At 50.4% G+C, this 21,203-nt stretch carries 17 protein-coding genes; 1 reads left to right on the top strand and 16 read right to left on the bottom strand.

Annotation, left to right across the window (positions count from 1 at the left end):
• Window positions 1-80 precede the first annotated feature (80 nt).
• The 8 genes from I2123_RS11720 to I2123_RS11685 form a co-directional block, all read right to left on the bottom strand.
• The gene (locus I2123_RS11720) at window positions 81-1,793 is read right to left on the bottom strand and encodes an ABC transporter ATP-binding protein (protein ID WP_213050491.1); all 1,713 of its coding nucleotides are present in this window, start codon (window positions 1,791-1,793) and stop codon (window positions 81-83) included.
• A gap of 116 nt (window positions 1,794-1,909) precedes the next feature.
• Window positions 1,910-2,215, bottom strand: coding sequence for a hypothetical protein (locus I2123_RS11715; protein ID WP_213050490.1), 306 nt, complete (start codon window positions 2,213-2,215; stop codon window positions 1,910-1,912).
• 5 nt (window positions 2,216-2,220) lie between these two features.
• The gene (locus tag I2123_RS11710) at window positions 2,221-2,754 is read right to left on the bottom strand and encodes a hypothetical protein (protein WP_244879805.1); all 534 of its coding nucleotides are present in this window, start codon (window positions 2,752-2,754) and stop codon (window positions 2,221-2,223) included.
• A gap of 160 nt (window positions 2,755-2,914) precedes the next feature.
• Window positions 2,915-3,652, bottom strand: coding sequence for a fimbria/pilus periplasmic chaperone (locus I2123_RS11705; RefSeq protein WP_213050488.1), 738 nt, complete (start codon window positions 3,650-3,652; stop codon window positions 2,915-2,917).
• Entirely contained in the window at window positions 3,618-4,946 is a 1,329-nt protein-coding gene (gene stbD / locus I2123_RS11700; protein ID WP_213050487.1) for a fimbrial usher protein StbD, read from the bottom strand. The genes I2123_RS11705 and stbD overlap by 35 nt, the downstream gene beginning before the upstream one ends.
• An 88-nt stretch (window positions 4,947-5,034) precedes the next feature.
• Window positions 5,035-7,599 carry a fimbrial outer membrane usher protein gene (locus tag I2123_RS11695; protein WP_213050486.1) on the bottom strand — a complete coding sequence of 855 codons (2,565 nt, stop codon included), beginning with the start codon at window positions 7,597-7,599 and terminating at the stop codon, window positions 5,035-5,037.
• Window positions 7,577-8,332: a fimbria/pilus periplasmic chaperone gene (locus tag I2123_RS11690; RefSeq protein ID WP_213050485.1), complete on the bottom strand. Its 756-nt coding sequence runs from the start codon at window positions 8,330-8,332 to the stop codon at window positions 7,577-7,579. The genes I2123_RS11695 and I2123_RS11690 overlap by 23 nt, the downstream gene beginning before the upstream one ends.
• 105 nt (window positions 8,333-8,437) lie before the next feature.
• Complete coding sequence (locus I2123_RS11685; RefSeq protein WP_213052502.1) at window positions 8,438-8,977, bottom strand: fimbrial protein; 540 nt, start codon at window positions 8,975-8,977, stop codon at window positions 8,438-8,440.
• Window positions 8,978-9,561: 584 nt separating this feature from the next.
• Here I2123_RS11685 and I2123_RS11680 point away from each other — a divergent pair.
• Window positions 9,562-10,266 carry a DUF2461 domain-containing protein gene (locus I2123_RS11680; RefSeq protein ID WP_213052501.1) on the top strand — a complete coding sequence of 235 codons (705 nt, stop codon included), beginning with the start codon at window positions 9,562-9,564 and terminating at the stop codon, window positions 10,264-10,266.
• 36 nt (window positions 10,267-10,302) lie between these two features.
• On the opposite strand, the gene I2123_RS11675 is transcribed toward I2123_RS11680, so the two are convergent.
• From I2123_RS11675 to I2123_RS11640, 8 genes are all read right to left on the bottom strand, one after another.
• The gene (locus I2123_RS11675; RefSeq protein ID WP_213050484.1) at window positions 10,303-11,838 is read right to left on the bottom strand and encodes an EAL domain-containing protein; all 1,536 of its coding nucleotides are present in this window, start codon (window positions 11,836-11,838) and stop codon (window positions 10,303-10,305) included.
• A gap of 35 nt (window positions 11,839-11,873) precedes the next feature.
• Window positions 11,874-12,524, bottom strand: coding sequence for a response regulator transcription factor (locus I2123_RS11670; protein ID WP_213050483.1), 651 nt, complete (start codon window positions 12,522-12,524; stop codon window positions 11,874-11,876).
• 515 nt (window positions 12,525-13,039) lie between these two features.
• On the bottom strand, window positions 13,040-13,903 hold the full coding sequence (locus tag I2123_RS11665) for a D-amino-acid transaminase (protein ID WP_213050482.1): 864 nt from the start codon (window positions 13,901-13,903) through the stop codon (window positions 13,040-13,042).
• A 167-nt stretch (window positions 13,904-14,070) separates the two neighbouring features.
• Window positions 14,071-14,310 carry a hypothetical protein gene (locus I2123_RS11660; protein ID WP_112168948.1) on the bottom strand — a complete coding sequence of 80 codons (240 nt, stop codon included), beginning with the start codon at window positions 14,308-14,310 and terminating at the stop codon, window positions 14,071-14,073.
• A gap of 95 nt (window positions 14,311-14,405) precedes the next feature.
• The gene (gene narI, locus I2123_RS11655; protein WP_112168949.1) at window positions 14,406-15,086 is read right to left on the bottom strand and encodes a respiratory nitrate reductase subunit gamma; all 681 of its coding nucleotides are present in this window, start codon (window positions 15,084-15,086) and stop codon (window positions 14,406-14,408) included.
• Window positions 15,083-15,805, bottom strand: coding sequence for a nitrate reductase molybdenum cofactor assembly chaperone (narJ, locus tag I2123_RS11650; protein WP_213050481.1), 723 nt, complete (start codon window positions 15,803-15,805; stop codon window positions 15,083-15,085). The genes narI and narJ overlap by 4 nt, the downstream gene beginning before the upstream one ends.
• Window positions 15,805-17,340: a nitrate reductase subunit beta gene (gene narH / locus I2123_RS11645; RefSeq protein ID WP_112168951.1), complete on the bottom strand. Its 1,536-nt coding sequence runs from the start codon at window positions 17,338-17,340 to the stop codon at window positions 15,805-15,807. Before narH ends, narJ begins: the two co-directional genes overlap by 1 nt.
• A complete protein-coding gene (locus I2123_RS11640) occupies window positions 17,337-21,113 on the bottom strand; it encodes a nitrate reductase subunit alpha (RefSeq protein ID WP_112168952.1) in 3,777 nt (1,258 codons plus the stop codon). The genes narH and I2123_RS11640 overlap by 4 nt, the downstream gene beginning before the upstream one ends.
• Between the last annotated feature and the right edge of the window lie 90 nt (window positions 21,114-21,203).

The following is a 21,203-nucleotide window of genomic DNA, read 5'->3' as shown; positions in this document are numbered from 1 at the left end:
TTTAGGGCGTGTTTTTAACTTCTGAATGACTGCTGATACTCAAATTCACTCCTCCCCTTTGAAGGGGAGGAGTGAAAGCATTAGCGGAACTGCGCGGCGTGAAGCTGAGCGTATCGGCCCTGAAGGGAGAGCAAAGTGTCATGCGTACCCTGCTCGACAATTCCTTCTTTATCGACCACAACAATGCGGTCGGCATTCTGGATGGTGGCCAGGCGGTGGGCGATCACCAGCGTGGTTCTTCCTTCAGAGAGCTCCGCCAGCGATTGCTGGATAGCCTGCTCGGTGGCGGTATCGAGCGCGGACGTCGCTTCATCGAGGATAAGGATCGGCGGATTCTTCAGGAAGATGCGCGCGATAGACAGCCGTTGCTTCTGACCACCTGAAAGTTTCACGCCGCGTTCGCCAATCACCGTGTCCATGCCCAGCGGTAAACCGTCGATCACATCATCTAATCGTGCGCGGCTGGCGGCGAGGCGGATTTCCTCTTCGCTGGCACCCAGTTTGCCATAAGCAATGTTTTCACGAATGGTGCCACCAAACAGGAACACGTCCTGCTGCACGATCCCGATGTTATGGCGCAGCGAGGTTTGCGTCATATCCCGGATATCAATGCCGTCAATGGTGATACTGCCGCTGTCTAACTCGTAAAAGCGCGGCAGCAGCGAGCACAGCGTAGTTTTCCCCGCACCCGATGGGCCGACAAACGCCAGCGTTTCGCCTGCATTAATAGAAAGCGTGATCCCGTTGAGGATTTTGCCGGCAGGCGTGTAGCCAAACACCACGTTGTCGTAGTGAATGTCGCCATGCAGATGGCTGACGATCTGTGCGCCGGGACGATCCACGATATCCGGCGCGGTGTCGATAAGTTGTGTAAAGCGTTTAAAACCGGCAATCCCTTTCGGATAGCTTTCCAGCACCGAGCTGATTTTCGCCACCGGGCGGAAGAACACTTCCACCAGCAGCAGGAATCCGACAAATCCGCCGTAGGTCAGCTGGTCGTTTATCACATACCAGGTCCCGGCGATCATGACGATTATCTGCACCAGGCGGGTACTGAGATAACTCAGCGTCAGGCTGGCGGTCATGATTTTATAGGCCTTCAGCTTCGTGATGCGGTAGTTGTCGTTATCCGACGCAAACAGCTTTTGTTCATGTTCCTCGTTGGCAAACGCCTTGACCACGCGAATACCGCCGATGCTTTCTTCTATACGTGCGTTGAAATTACCGACCATCCCGAACAAACGCCGCCAGGTGTCAGTCATTTGCGCGCCATAACGGCTAACCATCCAGGTCATTGCCGGAACAATAATGATGGTCATCAGCGCCAGCTGCACATGCACGGTCGCCATCAGAATGAACGCGCCAATAAAGGTCATCACCGCGATAAACACATCTTCCGGACCGTGATGCGCTATCTCCCCCACTTCCTCCAGATCTTTGGTGACGTGAGTGATGATATGGCCGGTTTTGGTGTTGTCGTAATAGCGGAAAGACAGTTTCTGTAAATGGCTGAACGCCTGACGCCGCATGTCAGTTTCAATCCCGACGCCCAGCGCATGCCCCCAATAGTTCACAATCGCCATTAATAAGGTGTTGATGATATAAATCAGCAGCAAGCCGACGGTCGCACCGATGATCAGCACCCAGTCGTGGGCAGGAAGCAGCTTATCAATGAAGGTTTTGATCGCCATCGGAAAGCCCAGTTCCAGCAGCCCGGCCAGAATGGCGCAGCCGAAATCGAGGAAGAACAGCTTTTTATAAGGAACGTAATAAGAGAAGAAACGGCGGAGCATCAGGCATCCTCATAGAAACGGCCCGGAGGCGGGCAAGTCCGTCAGTCTAAATGAAAATAGTTATCGATAAAGATAATTTTAGACCTGCCCGCCGGATACCATTTCTATTGCGGTTTTCACAGAAGCTTGCGTACTCCGTTAAAAATGACACCAAATGCCGCATTTAGCGCCTGCCATGCGATCTCTTCAGTGATCGCCTCGTAGGTGGTCAGCACAGCCACGAAGGTCGATTTTTGCGATGCCAGCAAAGACTCGTATTCCCCCGAGCGAAAGCTGCCTTTACCCTTTTCAATCTCCCATGTCAGTTGCAGCAACGCCTCAATTTGCGGCACTGCGCCCTTGGCGACCGTATTCCAGTTCGCGCCCAGTGAATTTTTCGCTGCATTAATGGCGCTGTCACGTAAATCAAAAATATCACTCATCACATTTACCCCTGATTAGTTTGCGTAATGCCTGAACCGTTTTTTAATACCAGCTGATAAGTCAGCATTGCCTGTAAAATGACTGAGACCTGTTTTCGCTGAATACTGATATACGCCGGTGAGTCCTGCACGGAACAATGCTGCCGTTTGTATTTAATCTGATAGAAGATATTTCGCAGGCCAAACATCTGCTGGTCTATCGCCGGATTGTTATTTAGCAATTTGGTGCGGGATTCAATCAGTGATAAATCCGTTTCTGCCGAATTAAAAAACTGACTGTCGGTTTCTGAAGGTGGGGAAATGAGCGAAAGCGACTGCCCCGCCATCACAGGCGCAGCGTTGCAGGCTGCGACCGGCGAGACAGTTTTGACGTCTTCCGCCATAGCCTTCGCATACCATGTCACAAACTGCTGATCGGCTTTTATCTGAAAGGCTGTGATTTGATTATCGAGCGTCTGATCATACTTATGCGTTGAGCATCCGCTTAATATGACCACGACGATAAATATCGTGAGGTTAAGCTTAAACAGTGATTTCAAAATGCCTCTCCTGTGACCCATTCCGGTGGCGGGAATTATTCTATTGCCCGTGCCATCAAAAACTAGCCACAAGAGATGACCGGCGCAACCGGCCGGTTAATCATTTTTTTCTCACAGGCGTGGTCATTTTTATTATTGAGAGTAAAAGCTGAAATGATATTTAATTTATCTGCTGGCTATTCTGCCAGCGTGTACCGTTATCATTAATAACCTCATATTCCATCACTCCTGACAGATTTTTATCCGCCGGGATGTCCACCCGCAAACTGGAAAGCGGTTCCACCATGACCCCCGCTAACTCCGTCGCCCCTGACTTCAACGATGAAATCGTCATATGCCACGGCGTCGGGTTTTGGATCAACAGCTTATTGCCGGTTGCCTCCTTCCCGATACTGAACTGCAATTTCTGTGCATCACTTTCCTTCAGTTCACCGATGTTTTCCGGCCTGACAAACACTTTCATGCGGATTTTTAAGGGCAGCACGACCTTTTTCTCGCCTTTATTCCGCGTTTCGGTATTTGGCGGAATTTGGTAGATATTCAGCCAAAATACGCTTTCGCGATCCTGCGGCAGGTTTCCGGCTGAAACCAATAACAGGCGAATGTTGCGGATCTCCGCCGGTTTCATTTTGAACACCGGCGGGTTGATCACGATCGGCGTGTGGACCTTATCCGGATTCACCGTCGGGTCACCGTTATCCGTCCAGACCTGTACCACTACCGGTTCTTTCTCGGAATTCACTAATGACAGTGATTCCGCGATGTTGCCCGAGTTGAACACCACGCGGGTCTTTTCCGCATTAACCACCGCGCTGGCGTGAAACGATGTGCAACAGAGCATAATGCCCGCCGCAACGGTGATTTTATTGAAAACTGACCACCACTTGTAACTGTGCATTGACGCTCCCCGCCGTAACTGTTTCGCCGCTGATTGCCTCCAGAGAGGCTGTAAAATTTCCGGTGTAGGTTGTGATACCGTCCGTTGAATCGCCCTGACTGGTGGTCAGATCTTTATAGGCGTACCAACCGCCGGTATTGCCTGTAGCAGGCGTAGTGCTTGTCAGCAGATTCAATGCCGTGCCACTTTCATCGTATATTTTGATACCTACTCCCGAGGCCACGCCACTGCTGCCATAGTTGGTATCGAGTAAATGCGTCAATCCACCGTTACTTGTTACTAATCCCAGATTTGTAGCCGCCGTGACAGCTGTTGACTGATTGACCAGAAAACCCATGGCAACATTTGCAGAAGAAGTTGCTGATGACGAACTGATACTGGAAACAGCAGCGTCTTCACATTGCAAACTTATAGAAAAAGTTTGTTCACTTGTTGCACCTGATTTAAGAGAGGATGCTGAGATTGAGGGTAGTGATACAACCGATGGATAATCTTTGACTGAGCAAACGGCACCGCGAACAAATCTGACATTGTTATACATACCATATGCACCGGGCCAATAAGGAGCAATCCCCTCGTAATAACTCAGTGAATCAGCGCCTTCAGTGACATTGTTTGACACTCCTGTCCCTTTAAAAGCGATATACCCATTTGGCTGAGAATATCCTACTGAATCTGAGGTTCCGCTATAGACATAATAAGAGGTAGAGTCTATTCTAAACAATTCAATTGTCACACCACTGAAAGCACTGGCTGGCACATAAATATAAGTACTATCCTGAACCCAATCATCTGTAGTTAATTTTCTCGACTTCCAATATCTTGAGTAAAATTCGCCCGTAGTGGTATTTGTTAATCTGTAGGCGACATTTTTCGCAACACTATAATAGCTCCCTTCAACCTCGTCAGCCGTATATTGCCCGGTATAGGCATTATCACCGTTTGTCGCGTACATTTCATAAATAGAATCAGCATCGCTAAGAAGACAACGGAAAAGAATTTGATTCTGCGTATAAGCGACCCTTGCTGAACCCTGGATAAAACTTGCCGTTGAGCTCGCAAGTAGCGTACCTGAAGGCATAAAATTCGAACTCGTACTTATTTGCACGACGGAAGGCAGTCCCAAATTTCCATTGCATGTATCACATGCTCCCTCCCAACTTTTCGCTGTGTAACCTTCTTCAATAAGAGAAGTGGTCAGATAACCCGTCCCATCAACCCGCTGACAGGTTGCCTCTGAAATGCCTGGTAATAAACACCCCAGAAAGGTCAGCGAAAAGAGTGATTTTTTCATTATGTCCGTCCCCCTATAAATACCAATAAAATAGTTTTTTTGAAAAAATCAAATACGCCTTAAATTAAACATGCTTTTTATTCCACAATTAATTTTCACATGGCAACGTTAATTGGACAAAGTCATTATTATCACCAGCAGGCAACTGATAATTAATCCGACACTGCTCTGCATTCGTTTTACCCCATGAAACAAACAGCACGCCTGAACGCGCGTTGATACGTGCGTAAATTTGCCCCGCCTGGCCAACCATACCAATATTCTTGCCGTCTTTATCGGTGACATCAGCACCCATAGGGATCATTTGATCAACTTTGAGTGTGGTATTGATCAATACCTGCTGGCCTTTTATTGTGTCGAATTCAACTTGCACAATTGCACCGGAATACGGCACCACCTGCTTGCTGCCTCCCTGAATATCCACTCTAGAGTTCAATCCCTTAGGATCTAAACTCACGGTGTTATAACGGTACGGAGATAATGACGGCAAAATTGCGTAACCAAAGCTGTCGATTTTCGCCCCCATGCCATTTTTAATTTCCGCACCTTTTGCGCCCTTGGCCTTAATTAATGCAAAGGTGTCGCTGACATACGGGCCATAGGTCACGCCGCCGGGATGGATCAGCAAGGTGCCGGATGTACCGAGTCCGAATTGTTTATAATCCGTGCCTTGCGAATAGGAACCCCGGAATGCGCCTTTTGACGTGGTCTGTTGCAGTGACCCCCCCCAGGTCATTTCATTCCCGCTGTCCTGGTAATTCTCTACGCCGCTGTATAAGGAATACGATACGTTGCTTTTTTCACCAACGGAGCCAGAAAGGCTGGTGGTTGCAGACTCTGACGTTTTATTTTTCGCCAGATTAAATGCAACGTTAGACCGTGAATCCGTCCAGTCCAGCGGCATAGAGAACCCGATGGAGACCGTGTTCTCGGTATATTTCTGACGGTTATCGCTATCATCCACGTCGCTGTAGTAATTGCTGCGGGTGCTATAGCTGGTCCGTTGTCTGCCCACGTTGATGTTGTAGCTGATCTTTTTGAAGCTATTGCTGTAACCCAACTGCATCTGAGTAATTCGGGAATTATTGCTGTAGTAGTCCGACGTACTTGCGTTAAGCGATAATGAACCGAAAGTATCGAAGCTTTGCGCGATTGTCGCACTGAACTGATTTTTCTGGTTTAGCGTGTCCGAATAATAGGTTGTCGTATTATCAGCCGCACGCCTTACACCCAGTACATCCTGCAGATCACGAAAGCCTTTGGTCGAATACCGATACGCGGCCAGTGTCAGGTTGGTACCCGTGGTAAAGGTTTTACTGTAGCTCGCTTCCGCCCGCCAGCCGGACTGCGTTTTGTTTTTTTCTGCAACGGCGTGAGAATAGGTGGTGTTGAGCCCGACAGCGCCGAACTGCGTCGCCATTACGCCACCAAGCAGATAGGCCTCGTAGTCTTTTGCCAGACGTACGCCTGCGTTACCGGTAAACCGGTTGCTGAGACCGCGCTGAACCACCCCCTCTAAAAATTCATTATCGACGTTGTAATAGTTACGCACCCGGCCCAACGCCAATTCGTAATTCCACATACCCGGACGAATGGAGTCCGGCACGGCTGAGTAAGGAACGGTAAACGTCGATGTTTGTCCATTGGCCTCAATAACAGACACCTGTAAATCACCCTGTCCGCGAGTATTGTTCAAATCGTCAATAACGAAAGGGCCCGGAGACACGACGGTTTCATAAATGGTTTTGCCGAGCTGGCTGACGACCACACGCGCAGTAGTCGTGGCGACACCGCGAACCTCTGGCGCATAACCCCGTTTCCCCTGCGGCATCATTCTCGTGTCGCTGGCAAGTTTCACACCATTAAAAGAGAGGCTGCCAAACAGGCTGCTATTGGTGTAACTGTCACCCACGGTGACCAATGAATTAATAAAAGGCAGCGGACGCTGCGCGTTAGTGCGCACGCTTGTCCATTTTTGTTTAGTCCGCCCGTCAGTATCGCTGTAAGTGAAGTTGGACTGATTTCTTAATTGCCACAGGCCAATATTGGTGCCGCTGTTCAAGCCGCTCCACAAGTTTTTAGTGGTATAGCCTCCCGTGTTCCTGGTTTCATAATAGTTAGTGTTGTGCTTAAAAAATAAGCCCAACCCACCACTGTCCCATTGCGAAACGGGAATATAGCCGCGCGGTTGACGGTAAAGCGAAGCTTGAGGAATTAACAATTTTAATTTCAGCGTGGATTGTTCAAATTCCCAAGAAGACTCTTTAGAAAGCGCTGAAAAACTCACACACCGATCACCCACTGGCAGCAGGGAAACAGCATCAGCTTTTAACTGAATACGTTTAATATCATCAGCATTCAGGCAAGGCTGTGCTGAATCATCTTCCGTTATTCGGGTGAACGAAATCTTCGTATTTTCTTTAATTAACTTATTATTGACATAGAGATCGACCTGGTAATTCCCGGCTTCGACGTTGACGACTTTTTCGTTCAATTTTTCAAAGTTAATTGCCACACCCGAACCTTCAAGAAGGCTGGGGTCGAAATAGAACTCCTCTGCGGCAGATACCGTATTAAAGCTAGATAAAATACATAACGTCAGAAGTGAGAGTGAGGCAATATGCGTATTCTTATGGGTTGATTTGATACTCATGATTAACTCTCGCTCCTTGGTCATTAATATATTCAATTACTGCGATGGCATTTTGTTTTAACTTAAGGTTCTTAAAATCCACATGACCTTGAGAAAAAGGTACAAGCATATCCGCTGGCTGTGAATAAACGTGGTCTTCCTGCTTAATCTTGACGCTGGCAATGGACACGTAAAAAGGCGAGCCATTTTTCATCAATAATTTTGTCCCCCCAGAATACGTGGAAGAGGTGATCTTTATATCCTCCCCCAGATGATTAATTCTGTTTGCGATGGAAACAGGCCGGTAAAATAACTTCACCCGGTTTTTCAGCATTACGAGCATTTTGTTTTTATTTTGACTCTCTGCTCCGCCCGCGTTAATGGGTGGAATTTGCAGAAAGTTAAAATAAAAAATGGATTCTCTGTCCTGAGGTAAATTCTTACCCCCTGTGAAAGTAATTCTTAAAACCTGCCCGCTGTCTGGCGCAATTTTAAACAGCGCCGGCGATGCGATAAACGGTGCTTTCGCGGTGACCGGTGTGGAGTTTGCATCCGCCTCTGCAATCCAGGTTTGGACAGCGTAAGGGAATATATCTTTATTCGTAAATTCAACATTGACTGATGAGCTGTCAGCAGGATATATAATCCGATTCCCCATCATGGTCACGCTTGAGAAAGCGACGGCGGGCAATCCCAGTAATATCGTCAGTGCGATACCCAGTAAATAAATAATGGTGTTTTTTCCAGAATGCATTGTTTGTTCTCTTATCACTTATTCTGCAATGTCATTTAGGCAGACATTATTATTCAAATAAAAAGATGGCAGACAACCTGCCATCTTTTATATCAGAGGGATGGCTTATAGGTAACTCACCGCATACTCAACGGAACCTGCGACGGTGCCCGCCGTTGCTGCATCGGTAGCATAATACTGAACAAAGAAGGTTGCGCTGGACGCTGTATCAGTCTCTGCAAGGGAAAGTTCGCCTTTGGTGCTGGTCCAGGTTGAACTTAAATCAATGGCAGAACCATCAGTGTCAAGCAATTGCAAGTTAACATTGGTCGCAGTGCCTGTATTTGTAAGGGTTCCTTGATTGGCGGTATCCACCAGATTACCCGAGAACACAGTATTAATAGTGGTCGCAGTAGTCGCAGCAGTACAGCCCGATAATGCGATGTCAAAAGAGGTCTTTCCTGCAACACTGCCTGCTGTTGTTAACGCGCTTGCAGCTGCCGTCGGCATTAAGACAACCGGAGCAGAATCGCTGTTTACGGTCACTTCACAGGTTTGATCAGAGACTTCACCTTGGAAAGAAATGGTGTTATCAGATACAGCTGATGCCGACATTGAATAACCCGCTACCAGCAAACCTAAAGCCACCAAACTTTTCTTATTCATGCGTTGTTTCTCCATTAGATTAATTTCCTTCTGACGCAACCCACCTTGAACTGCTTGCCAGAGGTGATAATCATAAAGTCACGACAAGATTCAGCAAACAAATCTACATAAAACGCATAAATTAGTGTTTTATTCCAAAAAATATGTAATAGACATCTATTTCATAAAGGAATTGATGTAAAACCGCTTTTATCACAGGGAAATAATCTGCAATTCTCATTAACATCCTGAAAACATATTTCAAACTTACACTTTCTTAACTAGGAATATTCTCAGGTTAATTAAACATGCAAAGACAAATTCTGACTTTTATATCTATAACCGGTTAGCCAATAAACATTCTGCGGATTATTTATTCAAAGCATTTTAATAGTTAAACGATAAAACGTTTCAAGGCTAATATTAGCGTCATGACTCTGTAAATATTGATATAGAACAATAATCTGCTCTCATCGTAATCTACCGTTTTTGCATACTTTTACTTTCCAGCCCCAAAAGCTAAATCCCCCTTTGATCTCCTTTCCGCCTTCAGCGATACTGTTTAAATACACAGCTCATTGGCTTTGTGACAGATAAAAGGGAACATCATGGGAGCATTTACAGGTTTTACGCAGGCAGGTCTCACCTTTTTGCAGGAGCTGCGGCAGAACAACGACAAAGAGTGGTTTGAAGAGCATAGAGATATCTATCAGCAGCATCTGCTGGAGCCGATGCGCAAGCTGGTGGAGGATCTCAGCCAGGATATGGTGGTGATTGATGACCTGTTTGAAGTGCGCCCGGCAATAGGTAAGACGATATCCAGAATGCACCGGGATACGCGCTTTTCTAACGACAAGTCGATTTACCGCTGTAACCTCTGGCTGACGTTCAAGCGTTCGCGTAAGAACTGGACCGATGCACCGACCTACTTCTTTGAGTTCGGCCAGGACTGGTGGCGTTACGGGCTGGGTTATTACAGCGCATCAAAGACTACGATGGATTTGTTCCGCCAGCAGCTGCTGCATAAGCCGGAGGAATTTTTGCAGATGGCGAAATGTATCGAACCGAATTTCACCATTGAAGGTGACAGCTATAAACGCCCTCTGGTGAAAGAGCAGGATCCGGCGCTGGCGGCCTGGTACAACAAGAAGTCTTTTGCGCTGATCAGTTCTCATATGGATATGGAACCACTGTTCTCGAATGAGCTGGTGGGGATTTTAAGCAAAGATTTTCATCGCATCGCGCCGCTGTATCACATGCTGATGAAGATTGAAGGAATGAAGAAAAATCAGCTGGCGCTGGGCGAGTAAGCATAAAAGGGGCGAATTCGCCCCTGTTTGTTTATCTCAGGAGCGGATTTTACCGATATCTACCGGCTTACCGTATAGCCAGCCTTGCGCGATAATCTTAGGGTAATGCGCCAGTAAGAAATCTGCCTGATGCTGTTCTTCTATGCCCTCAACGATGATCTTTGAACCAGTCTGCGCGAGCATCTCCAGCATCATTTTGAGCATACGGAAACTCACCGATTCGATACTAATCGCATCGGTGAATATCTTGTCGATCTTGATAATGTCGAAAGAGATTTTGCTCAGGTAATCCAGATTGGAATAACCGGTACCAAAATCATCCAGCGCAATGCGGTAACCGTATTCTCTGAGTCGCACCAGCGCATCTTTAAGAAGCCGATGATCCGCCGTTGAACGCTCGGTTATCTCTAATACAATCTGCCTGCGGTCAAATCCGCCTTTGTCGATCTCCTCCTCCAGAAAGACTTTGAATTCTGGATCCGTTACATCCGCCGTGGTGATATTAATGCTCACGAACAGCGCTTTATTTTCGCGCAGCAGCGGTGACATTTCCCGCAAGGTACGGGCGACGACGGAACGGGTCAATGCTTTGATCTGATTAGTGGATTCGGCAAGTCTGATGAACACGTCTGGTGGAATATTATCGCCATTAATATCTTTCCAGCGGGCTAAGGCTTCGTAACCGATTACCTTACCCGTTTTTATTTCCACAAACGGCTGATAGTTAACACAGATATCATCACAGCTGATGGCCGTTTTAAGTTTATTCTGTAAGGAACGGTTATTTCTGAGATATTGCAGAACGGCAAAGGTGAAAATAGCGCCGGCCAGTAACCCGGCCAGCGTGATGAATACGACGGCAGTGGCAGAAAGCGAGAAAAGTCCGATCTGCGTATTCCTGGCCATCACGCAGATATCATACTTTTTGCTGCACTCTGAAAACTGCGCCTGATGCCACCAGGAAAGTCGTCCCGGCTCGCTCACATCTTTCACCAGCCCGGATGTTTCCCCGAACAACCTGAATATGTGGTCCCGCTGGTGGTTTATCATCACCGCGCCGAACCCGTCATACGGCACATAGATGTCACGAAACGCCGCAGGGGTAGGAAAGAGTAAAACGTTTTTAGATTCCATCATGTCAGCGGTGATGCGAGGATCAACAATACCGCTGAACGATGTCCAGATCCGCTGCCCGTAACGGGTCACCGCATCGGGAATTGACATGGTCACCGGTTCCGGTAAACGTCCGCGCATGGCGGTGCATTTTAGCTGACGGTCTTTGGTGTAGCCGATATCGGAAATAAACACCGAGGTAAACGAAAGGTAACGGATCTCATCGAGAAACCTGTCACTGCAGGCTTCAAACCGTATAGCATTGACATTACTGACAATGTTATGGGATTCGTTAGCGACTTCCAGACCGCGCGCCATAATGTGCCGGGCATAAGAAGCCAGATCGTCGCGATCATAAGCAGCCACCACCAGATGCGTAACGCCGAGCGTCACCGCCATCATCAGCAAGGTACTGAGCAGAAATAATAAAGGTCGGCCAAAAGGGTTTGCGGGCTTCATGGTGCACCTGAAAGAAATATGTTGATGCCGTATTTTTATAAAGAGACCGGCGGATATTCGCCAAATTTGCACCCTGCCAGCGCCATTAACTGACTGAACGCCACATTATTATTGATTTTCAGCTTATCCATAATAGCGTGTTTCATCCGGCTGATGCGGCGATAATCGGTTTTCTTTTTATCCGCAATATTAGTGATGCTCATCTGCTGGCTAAACATGATCAGCACTTCCCACTCGTAATCGCTCAGCATTTCAAAATCGTAATGACGTTTTCTGTCCTCATAAAAGAGTACGCTGACCATACTTTCCGCATTCAGTATCTGGGCAGCAGAAGCACGGCAGCCCTCGACACCCAATTGTTTCATATAGATAGCATCGGCATTGCTTTGAATGAGTAAGGCAGGAATTTCGATTTCAGTGTGAAGAATAATATCGATAGCAGGAAATTGCGCTTTGAGTTTTCTTAAGAAATCCAGACCTTCAATAATAGAAGTACTGGCGTCATAGACTTCACTGAAAACCACATCAAGCTTTCTTAATTCAAGCAATGATTTAAGAGAAACAAAATTATAAAGCGTACCCTCAATAATAATATCGCCCTCCTCTCTCAGGATCTGGGTCATTGTTTCGTTGACCATCGAAAGGGGTTCCATAATTGCCACTTTCTCTCTTCTCTTCCACGCCATTCTTTATTCCTTACTTTGATTAAATCCTCGGTTTATTTTATCAACTTAATTTGGGATTTTTGATTTAGGAATATATTTTAAGATTAGGTCAAACATTATGAAAAAACCAGAGGAAGGGATGAATACTTCAAGTAATGTCAGATATTTGTATTATTTCAGAATAAAAAACTACCAGGATCCTGACAAAACAAAACTTAAACAATGTTTTAATAGCGTAGTAACTAGGAATAATCTCATCTAAATTAAACCGGAGTGGTTTTTTTCAATTGCCAATGGATCATTTAAGAGAGCCTGAGAAGCCATCATATTTGCTAAAGCACACTTCAACTTTTTATTTGACCTTAATACCTCACCCCTTCGCAGGGGAGGGAGCAGTCCGAGTCGTGTTTAACATAGCCCGTCTGCATGGCACGTGTTTTAAGAGCCTGGGATTCTTAAGGGGGGCGGCGATAAGCCCCCTTTAAGGCCAGTTTGGGTGGCAACCCAAGGTTTTGATCTTGAAGTTGTAGCTGAAACTACCCCGCCGTCGCCCGCATCGCCTCCGCCACATAGATCTCCCGTAATTTCCCCGTCACTGGCCCCGGCACCCCGCCTCCAATGACTTTTCCATTCAGGGAAATGACCGGCCATATAAACGTCGTCGCCGAGCTGATAAACACTTCCCGCGCATTCATCGCCTCCTCCAGCGTGAACGGACGTTCCTCAAGCCGGATGTCGTGCTGCTTCGCCAGCGCCAGTAGCGCCTGACGAGTGATCCCGTGCAGGATGTGCGTGCTCAGCGGACGGGTGATCAGCGTGCCTTCCGCATCAACAATCCAGGCATTGCTTGAACTGGCTTCGGTAATAAGTCCGTTTTCGACCAGCAAGGCATCATCGGCGTCGTGACGGTGTGCGTACTCTTTGGCCAGACAAGGTGCCAGCAGGCCGACGGTTTTGATATCGCGGCGCTGCCAGCGGATATCTTCCACGGAAACCATGCGGATACCGGTTTTCGATTTTGGGTGATCAATCAACGGCCTTGCCTGCGTAAACATCAGAAACGTCGGTTCAACACTCTCACCCGGAAAATCAAAATCGCGATCGCCGCTGTTTCCCCGGCTGATTTGCAGGTAAATCGCGCCTTCCTGAAGGCTGTTCTCGGCGATGAGCCGGTTTTGCAGGGCTTCGATATCTTCTGGCTGGCAAGGCAGTCGCAGGTTCAGCGCCTGACAGGAACGTGATAAACGCGCCAGATGCGCGGCGTTATCCAGCAGACGGCCATTGAGTACGGCGCTGACTTCATACACCGCATCCGCAAATAAGAAACCGCGATCAAATACCGACACCTTCGCATCCTGCTCGGCAATAAACTCCCCGTTGAGGTATACCGTTCTGGTCATGTCATTTTCCTGGCAAAAGTGGAATGGGATTTTTATTAGCAGATATCTTTATAACAGAGGATAAATTGCGTGAATACTGAACGACGGACGTTGACCCAACGCAGGTTTCCCGCACGGCGGGCATAAAAAAACGCTCCGGAGAGCGTTTTCATTGTGCGTTGTCAGGCTCAGAGCAGGCCTTTCTTCTTTTTGTTGCGGATGACCAGCCAGCTGATCAACCCCATTACCGCACCCATAAATATAAACCAGATGCCCAGCAACAGCTGCGGCGCCATTTCGCCCGCCGGCGTATCAGGGCTGCCGACGATCAGGCCGTGGAGTGTGGCAACGACGCCGATTACCAGCAAAATCATGCTGTTGCGTAATAAACGACGGGCTACGGTCATTGGTTGTCTTGGAGTGGCCATCAGTGCGTCCTTGAGCAATAAAATAAAGATAAGGGCGCATCATAGCGCCCTTCTTTTTTATGTCAAAACAGACAGATCACAATCCGCGATGTCAATCAGCGACGATTACGCACCAGCTGATAGCGGCGGGTGAGATATTCCACCGGTGCGCTCCAGATATGCACTAAGCGGCAGAACGGGAACAGCAGGAATAATGTCATGCCGAGCACCAGATGGACGCGGAAAATAAACGCCACACCGTCCAGATGTTCGGCTGCACCGCCGTGGAAGGTAACAACGGACTGCGCCCAGCCAACCAGTTTCATCATTTCGCTGCCGTCCATGTGCTGCGCGGAGAACGGAATGGTGCCGAGCCCCAGCGCACACTGGATGACCAGCAGCGCGATAATCATAATGTCACCGAAGCTTGAGGTGGAACGCACACGTTCGTTGCTCAGACGACGCCACAGCAGCATTGCGCCACCAATCAGCGTCATCACACCGCAAGCGCCGCCCGCCCACATTGCCATTTGCTGTTTCACCGGTACCGGCAGGAAGGATTCGTACATCCAGTGCGGGGTCAGCATCCCGAAGGCGTGACCAGCAATAATGCCGAGAATACCGACGTGGAACAGCGGTGATGCGATGCGCAGGATCTTTTTCTCCAGAATCTGGCTGGAACCGGCGCGCCAGCTGTACTGGCCGTAGTCATATCGCAACCAGCTGCCGACCAGAAAGACCGTGCCACACAGGTACGGATAAATGTTGAAGAAAAAGTTGTTGAGGAAGTCAGTCATTTGCGTGGTTCCCCCGCAGGTGTGTCGTCAAGGTTCAGATACTGTGGCGCAACCTCACCGGCGAAGTGTTTCTGGCGCGCAGCTTCTTCACCACTCGCACAACTTTGTTCGCCGAGGAACTTGATTTGCTCCTCTTCCCACACCGCATCCAGCGCGGCGGGAGTGTCATCGCGCGCTTCCTGTTTGATGCCTTCACGCACTGACTCAGTGACAATGTCACTTCCAGACAGCGCCAGCAGCAAATCAAACAGTTCGGCGTAATGGCTGTCGCGTTCCTGTAAACGGGCGCTGAGCAACGCAAGGATCGGCGCAATATCGCGCAGGCCGTCGCGCGCCAGCTGTTCGTCACGGGTGGTCAGATACTCCAGATAAAGCGGCAGGTAATCCGGCAGCTCGCGGCTGTCGATTTCCAGACCGGCTTCACGGTACTGCTCCATCAAATCCACCATAGCCTGCCCGCGGTCGCGGGATTCGCCGTGAACATGTTCGAACAGCAGAAGCGAGGTGGCGCGGCCGCGATCGAACATCGCGGTGTACGCCGACTGGGCATCCAGCAAATCTTTCTGGCAGAAAGTCGTGATGTAAAGCGCCAGACTCAGGCGCTGTGCGGCATTCAGTTCCGAAGATTCGGTCACCGCTTCGAGCAACTCGATCTGATGTTCCCAAAGGTCTTCAGACGGGTAATCCAGCAGTAATCCGATGAGTCGTAAGCTGTTCATTAGCTTTTCCTTTCGGTTTTCGCGCCGATGTCGATGGCATCAATGCGCTTGCTGTTAAACAGGTTGAATTTAGTGTCGCTGCCATGGCAACCGTCGCCGAAGCTGAAACCACAGCCTTTGGCTTCCGGGAAGGCTTCGCGTGCCTGTTCACGGTGGCTGGAAGGCACCACGAAACGGTCTTCGTAGTTAGCAATCGCCAGATAACGATACATTTCCTGCGCCTGTGCCTGAGATAAGCCGACCTGCTCGAGCGCGCTGGTATCCAGCACGCCATCCACCGTTTCGGCACGTTTGAAATGACGCATGGCCAGCATACGTTTCAGCGCGCGCAGCACCGGTGCGGTGTCGCCTGCGGTCAGCAGGTTCGCCAGGTATTCCACCGGAATACGCAGGCTTTCGACGTCCGGCAGCACGCCGCTGTGCGGCAATGCGCCTGCGTCGGCGGCAGACTGAATCGGAGACAGCGGCGGTACGTACCAGACCATCGGCAGCGTGCGGTATTCCGGGTGCAGCGGCAGCGCCAGTTTCCATTCGATCGCCATTTTATAGACCGGCGACTGACGGGCAGCGTCCATCACTGACAGCGGAATGCCGTCAATTTCGGCCTGTGCGATTACGTCCGGATCGTTCGGATCAAGGAAGATACTCATCTGGCTTTCATACAGATCTTTGTCGTTTTCGACAGAAGCTGCTTCGGCGATACGGTCGGCGTCATACAGCACCACGCCGAGGTAGCGAATGCGACCGACGCAGGTTTCGGAACAGACCGTTGGCTGGCCAGCTTCGATGCGCGGATAGCAGAAAATACATTTTTCTGATTTGCCGCTCTTCCAGTTGAAGTAGATTTTTTTGTACGGACAACCGGTCAGGCACATGCGCCATCCGCGGCATTTATCCTGATCGATCAGCACGATGCCGTCTTCGCCGCGTTTGTAGATAGCGCCGCTCGGACAGGTCGCCACGCATGCCGGATTCAGGCAGTGTTCACACAAACGCGGCAGGTACGCCATAAAGGTGTTTTCGAACTCGCCGTACATCTCTTTTTGCATGTTGGCGAAGTTCTGATCGGCAGAGCGCTTACTAAACTCAGTACCCAGATCGTCTTCCCAGTTCGGACCGCCGACAATTTTCTTCATGCGTTTGCCGGTCAGCAACGAGCGCGGACGTGCGACAGGCTGATGTTTACCGTCTTTGGCGGTATGCAGATGCTGATAGTCAAAATCAAACGGCTCGTAGTAATCATCGATTTCCGGCATATGCGGGTTGGCGAAGATTTTGTGCAGCAGATTAGCTTTGTTACCCATACGCGGCTGCAACTTGCCGTTGATTTTACGGATCCAGCCGCCTTTCCATTTTTCCTGATTTTCCCAGTCGTGCGGATAACCCAGACCCGGTTTTGTTTCGACGTTGTTGAACCACGCGTACTCCATCCCTTCGCGGCTGGTCCAGACGTTTTTACAGGTCACTGAACAGGTGTGGCAGCCAATGCATTTGTCGAGATTCAGCACCATGCCGACTTGTGAGCGAATTTTCATTTGGCTTTCTCCTGTGCTTTTTTAGGGAGGACTGCGGCCTGCACGAAGTCGTTGCCTTCATCATCTAACCAGTCGATGCGGTTCATTTTGCGCACAATCACGAACTCGTCGCGGTTTGAGCCGACGGTGCCGTAGTAGTTGAAGCCGTAAGACAGCTGCGCGTAGCCGCCGATCATATGGGTCGGTTTCGGGCATACGCGGGTGACGGAGTTGTGGATCCCACCGCGCTGTTGGGTGATTTCAGAACCCGGAATGTTCACAATGCGTTCCTGCGCGTGGTACATCATGGTCATCCCCGCCGGTACGCGCTGGCTGACGACCGCACGGGCACTCAGCGAACCGTTGGCGTTGAAGGCTTCGATCCAGTCGTTGTCTTCGATGCCCAGTTTTGTCGCATCGTCTTCACTCAGCCAGACAATCGGACCGCCGCGACCTAAGGTCAGCATCAGCAGATTGTCGCTGTAAGTGGAGTGAATGCCCCATTTCTGGTGCGGCGTCAGGAAGTTCAGCGCCATCTCCGGGTTACCGTTTGGTTTGGCGTTTAGCAGCGGTTGCGCGGCACGGGTGTCGATTGGCGGACGGTAAACCAGCAGGCTTTCACCGAAGGCACGCATCCACGCATGATCCTGATACAGCTGCTGACGGCCAGACAGTGTGCGCCACGGGATCAGCTCATGAACGTTGGTGTAACAGGCGTTGTAGGACACGTGCTCATCTTCCAGACCTGACCATGTCGGGCTGGAGATGATTTTGCGCGGCTGAGCCTGAATATCGCGGAAGCGAATTTTCTCGTCTTCTTTATTCAGTGCCAGATGCGTGTGGTCGCGGCCCGTGTTGGCGCTCAGCGCCGCCCAGGCTTTGACGGCCACCTGACCGTTGGTTTCCGGTGCCAGCGTCAGAATGACTTCGGCAGCGTCAATCGCCGTTTCAATGCAAGGACGCCCGATGGCCGCGCCGTCCAGCTTGGTGTAGTTCAGCTTTTTAAGCAGATCGACTTCGCTGTCGGTGTTCCAGTTGATCCCTTTACCGCCATTACCCAGTTTTTCGAGCAACGGTCCTACGGAAGTGAAGCGCTCATAGGTGTTCGGATAATCACGCTCGACAACCATCAGATGCGGAGCAGTGCGGCCCGGAATCAGGTCACACTCGCCTTTTTTCCAGTCTTCCACACCGAACGGCTGCGCCAGTTCTGCGGCGGAATCGTGCTGGATTGGCAGCGTGACGAGGTCAGTTTCCACGCCGAGATGGCCGACGCAGACGCGGGAGAACTCTTTGGCGATGCCTTTGTAGATTTCCCAGTCGCTTTTGGAATCCCACGCCGGATCAACGGCGGCGGAAAGCGGATGAATAAACGGATGCATATCCGACGTATTCATGTCGTCTTTTTCATACCAGGTTGCGGTCGGCAGAACGATGTCGGAATACAGACAGGTGCTGGACATACGGAAATCAAGCGTTACCACCAGATCCAGTTTGCCTTCGCCGCCCTGCGCCTGCCATTCGACTTCCTCCGGCATCACGCCGCCCTGCACGCCTAAATCTTCTCCCTGAATACCGTGTTCGGTACCCAGCAGATATTTGAGCATGTACTCGTGGCCTTTACCGGACGAGCCCAGCAGGTTAGAACGCCATACGAACAGGTTGCGCGGGAAATTCTGCGGATTGTCCGGTTGCTCGGCGGCGAAACGCACGCTGCCGTCTTTCAGTGCCGCGACGGTGAAATCAGCCGGAGACTGCCCGGCGGCTTTCGCCTGCTCTGCGATATGCAGCGGGTTGACGTTTAGCTGTGGCGCAGACGGCAGCCAGCCCATGCGCTCGGCGCGGACGTTGTAATCGATCATACTGCCGGTAAATTTGGATTTATCCGCTAACGGCGACAGCAGTTCCTGCGGCGCAACGGTTTCGTAACGCCACTGGCTGGAGTGGTTGTAGAAGAACGAGGTGCTGTTCATCTGACGCGGCGGACGCTGCCAGTCGAGACCGAAGGCCAGAGGTTGCCAGCCGGTTTGCGGACGCAGTTTTTCCTGACCGACGTAGTGGGCCCAGCCGCCGCCGCTCTGACCGACGCAGCCGCAGAAGACCAGCATGTTGATAAGGCCACGGTAGTTCATGTCGAGGTGATACCAGTGGTTCATCCCGGCACCCACGATGATCATTGAACGACCGTGAGTTTTGTTAGCGTTATCGGCAAATTCGTGAGCAATGCGCTCGATGTTTTGCTGTGATACGCCGGTGATTTTTTCGGCCCAGGCTGGCGTATAGGCTTTGATTTCGTCAAAGCCTTGCGCGCAGTTTTCATCGTTCAGACCACGTTCAATCCCGTAGTTCGCCAGCGTCAGATCATAGACGCTCGCCACCAGACCGGTGCTGCCGTCGGCCAGCTGCAGGCGTTTCACCGGCAGTTTGTGCATCAGAATTTCTTCCAGCGCTACGCTGTTGAAATGCTCACTGACCGCGCCGCCAAAGTACGGATAACCGACGTTCACGACATCATCATGGTTACCCAGCAGGCTCAGCTGCAGGCTGACCTCTTTGTGTTCTTTACCCTCGCGGGATTCGAGATTCCACTGACCTTTCTCACCCCAGCGGTAACCGATCGAGCCCAGCGGCGACACCAGTTCACCGGTATTTTCATCAAAGGCGATGGTTTTCCACTGCGGATTATTTTCCTGACCGAGGTTATCCACCAGATCGGATGCGCGCAGCATGCGGCCTGCGGCGAAGGAGCCATCTTCGCGCGGTTCGAGCATGACCAGCATCGGCATGTCGGTGTAGCGGCGCACGTAGTCAGTGAAGTACTGGCTTGGATTGTCGATATGGAAATTTTTAAGGATCACATGACCCATGGCCAGCGCCAGCGCGCTGTCGGTGCCCTGTTTCGGTGCCAGCCACTGATCGCAAATCTTGGCGATTTCTGCGTAATCGGGGGTGATCGCTACCGTTTTGGTGCCTTTGTAACGGACTTCAGTGAAGAAGTGGGCGTCTGGCGTACGGGTCTGCGGAACGTTGGAACCCCAGGCGATAATATAAGAAGAATTGTACCAGTCAGCGGATTCAGGCACGTCCGTCTGCTCGCCCCAGGTTTGCGGAGAGGCCGGTGGCAAATCGCAATACCAGTCGTAGAAGCTCAGACATACGCCGCCGATAAGCGACAGATAGCGCGCGCCGGATGCATAAGACACCATCGACATCGCCGGGATTGGCGAGAAGCCGATAATACGGTCCGGGCCGAAGGTTTTAGCGGTATACACGTTAGATGCCGCGATCAGTTCATTCACTTCCTGCCAGCTGGAACGCACGAAACCGCCGCGTCCGCGAGCGGCTTTATATTCTTTGGCTTTTTCAGGCTGGCTGACGATTGAACCCCAGGCATCCACCGGATCACTGTAGGTCAGTTTGGCTTCGCGCCACAGCTGGATGAGCTTTTTGCGCATCAGCGGATATTTCAGACGGTTGGCGCTGTAGAGATACCAGGAGTAGCTGGCACCGCGCGGGCAGCCGCGTGGCTCATGGTTTGGCAGATCCGGACGGGTGCGCGGGTAGTCAGTCTGCTGGGTTTCCCAGGTGACCAGACCGTTTTTGACGTAAATCTTCCAGCTGCATGAACCGGTGCAGTTCACACCGTGCGTGGAACGGACCACTTTATCGTGCTGCCAGCGGCTACGGTAGCCGTCTTCCCAGTCACGGTTGGTATTCAGCGTCTGGCCGTGGCCATCAGCGAAGGGTTCAGCTAGCTGTTTGAAATAGCGAAACCGGTCAAGAAACTTGCTCATCCGGGAATCTCCTGTGCAAAGGCCTGTGGCGCTTTGTCGTTATGTGAATGGCGGGGAATTCAATTACATTGCTCACGTTGGCCTCAGGGT

It is taken from the genome of Rahnella inusitata, from assembly GCF_018288855.1.
Taxonomy (GTDB): domain Bacteria; phylum Pseudomonadota; class Gammaproteobacteria; order Enterobacterales; family Enterobacteriaceae; genus Rahnella; species Rahnella inusitata.
Note: the sequence above shows the minus strand (reverse complement) of the source record. Positions and strands in the feature narration are given on the sequence as shown.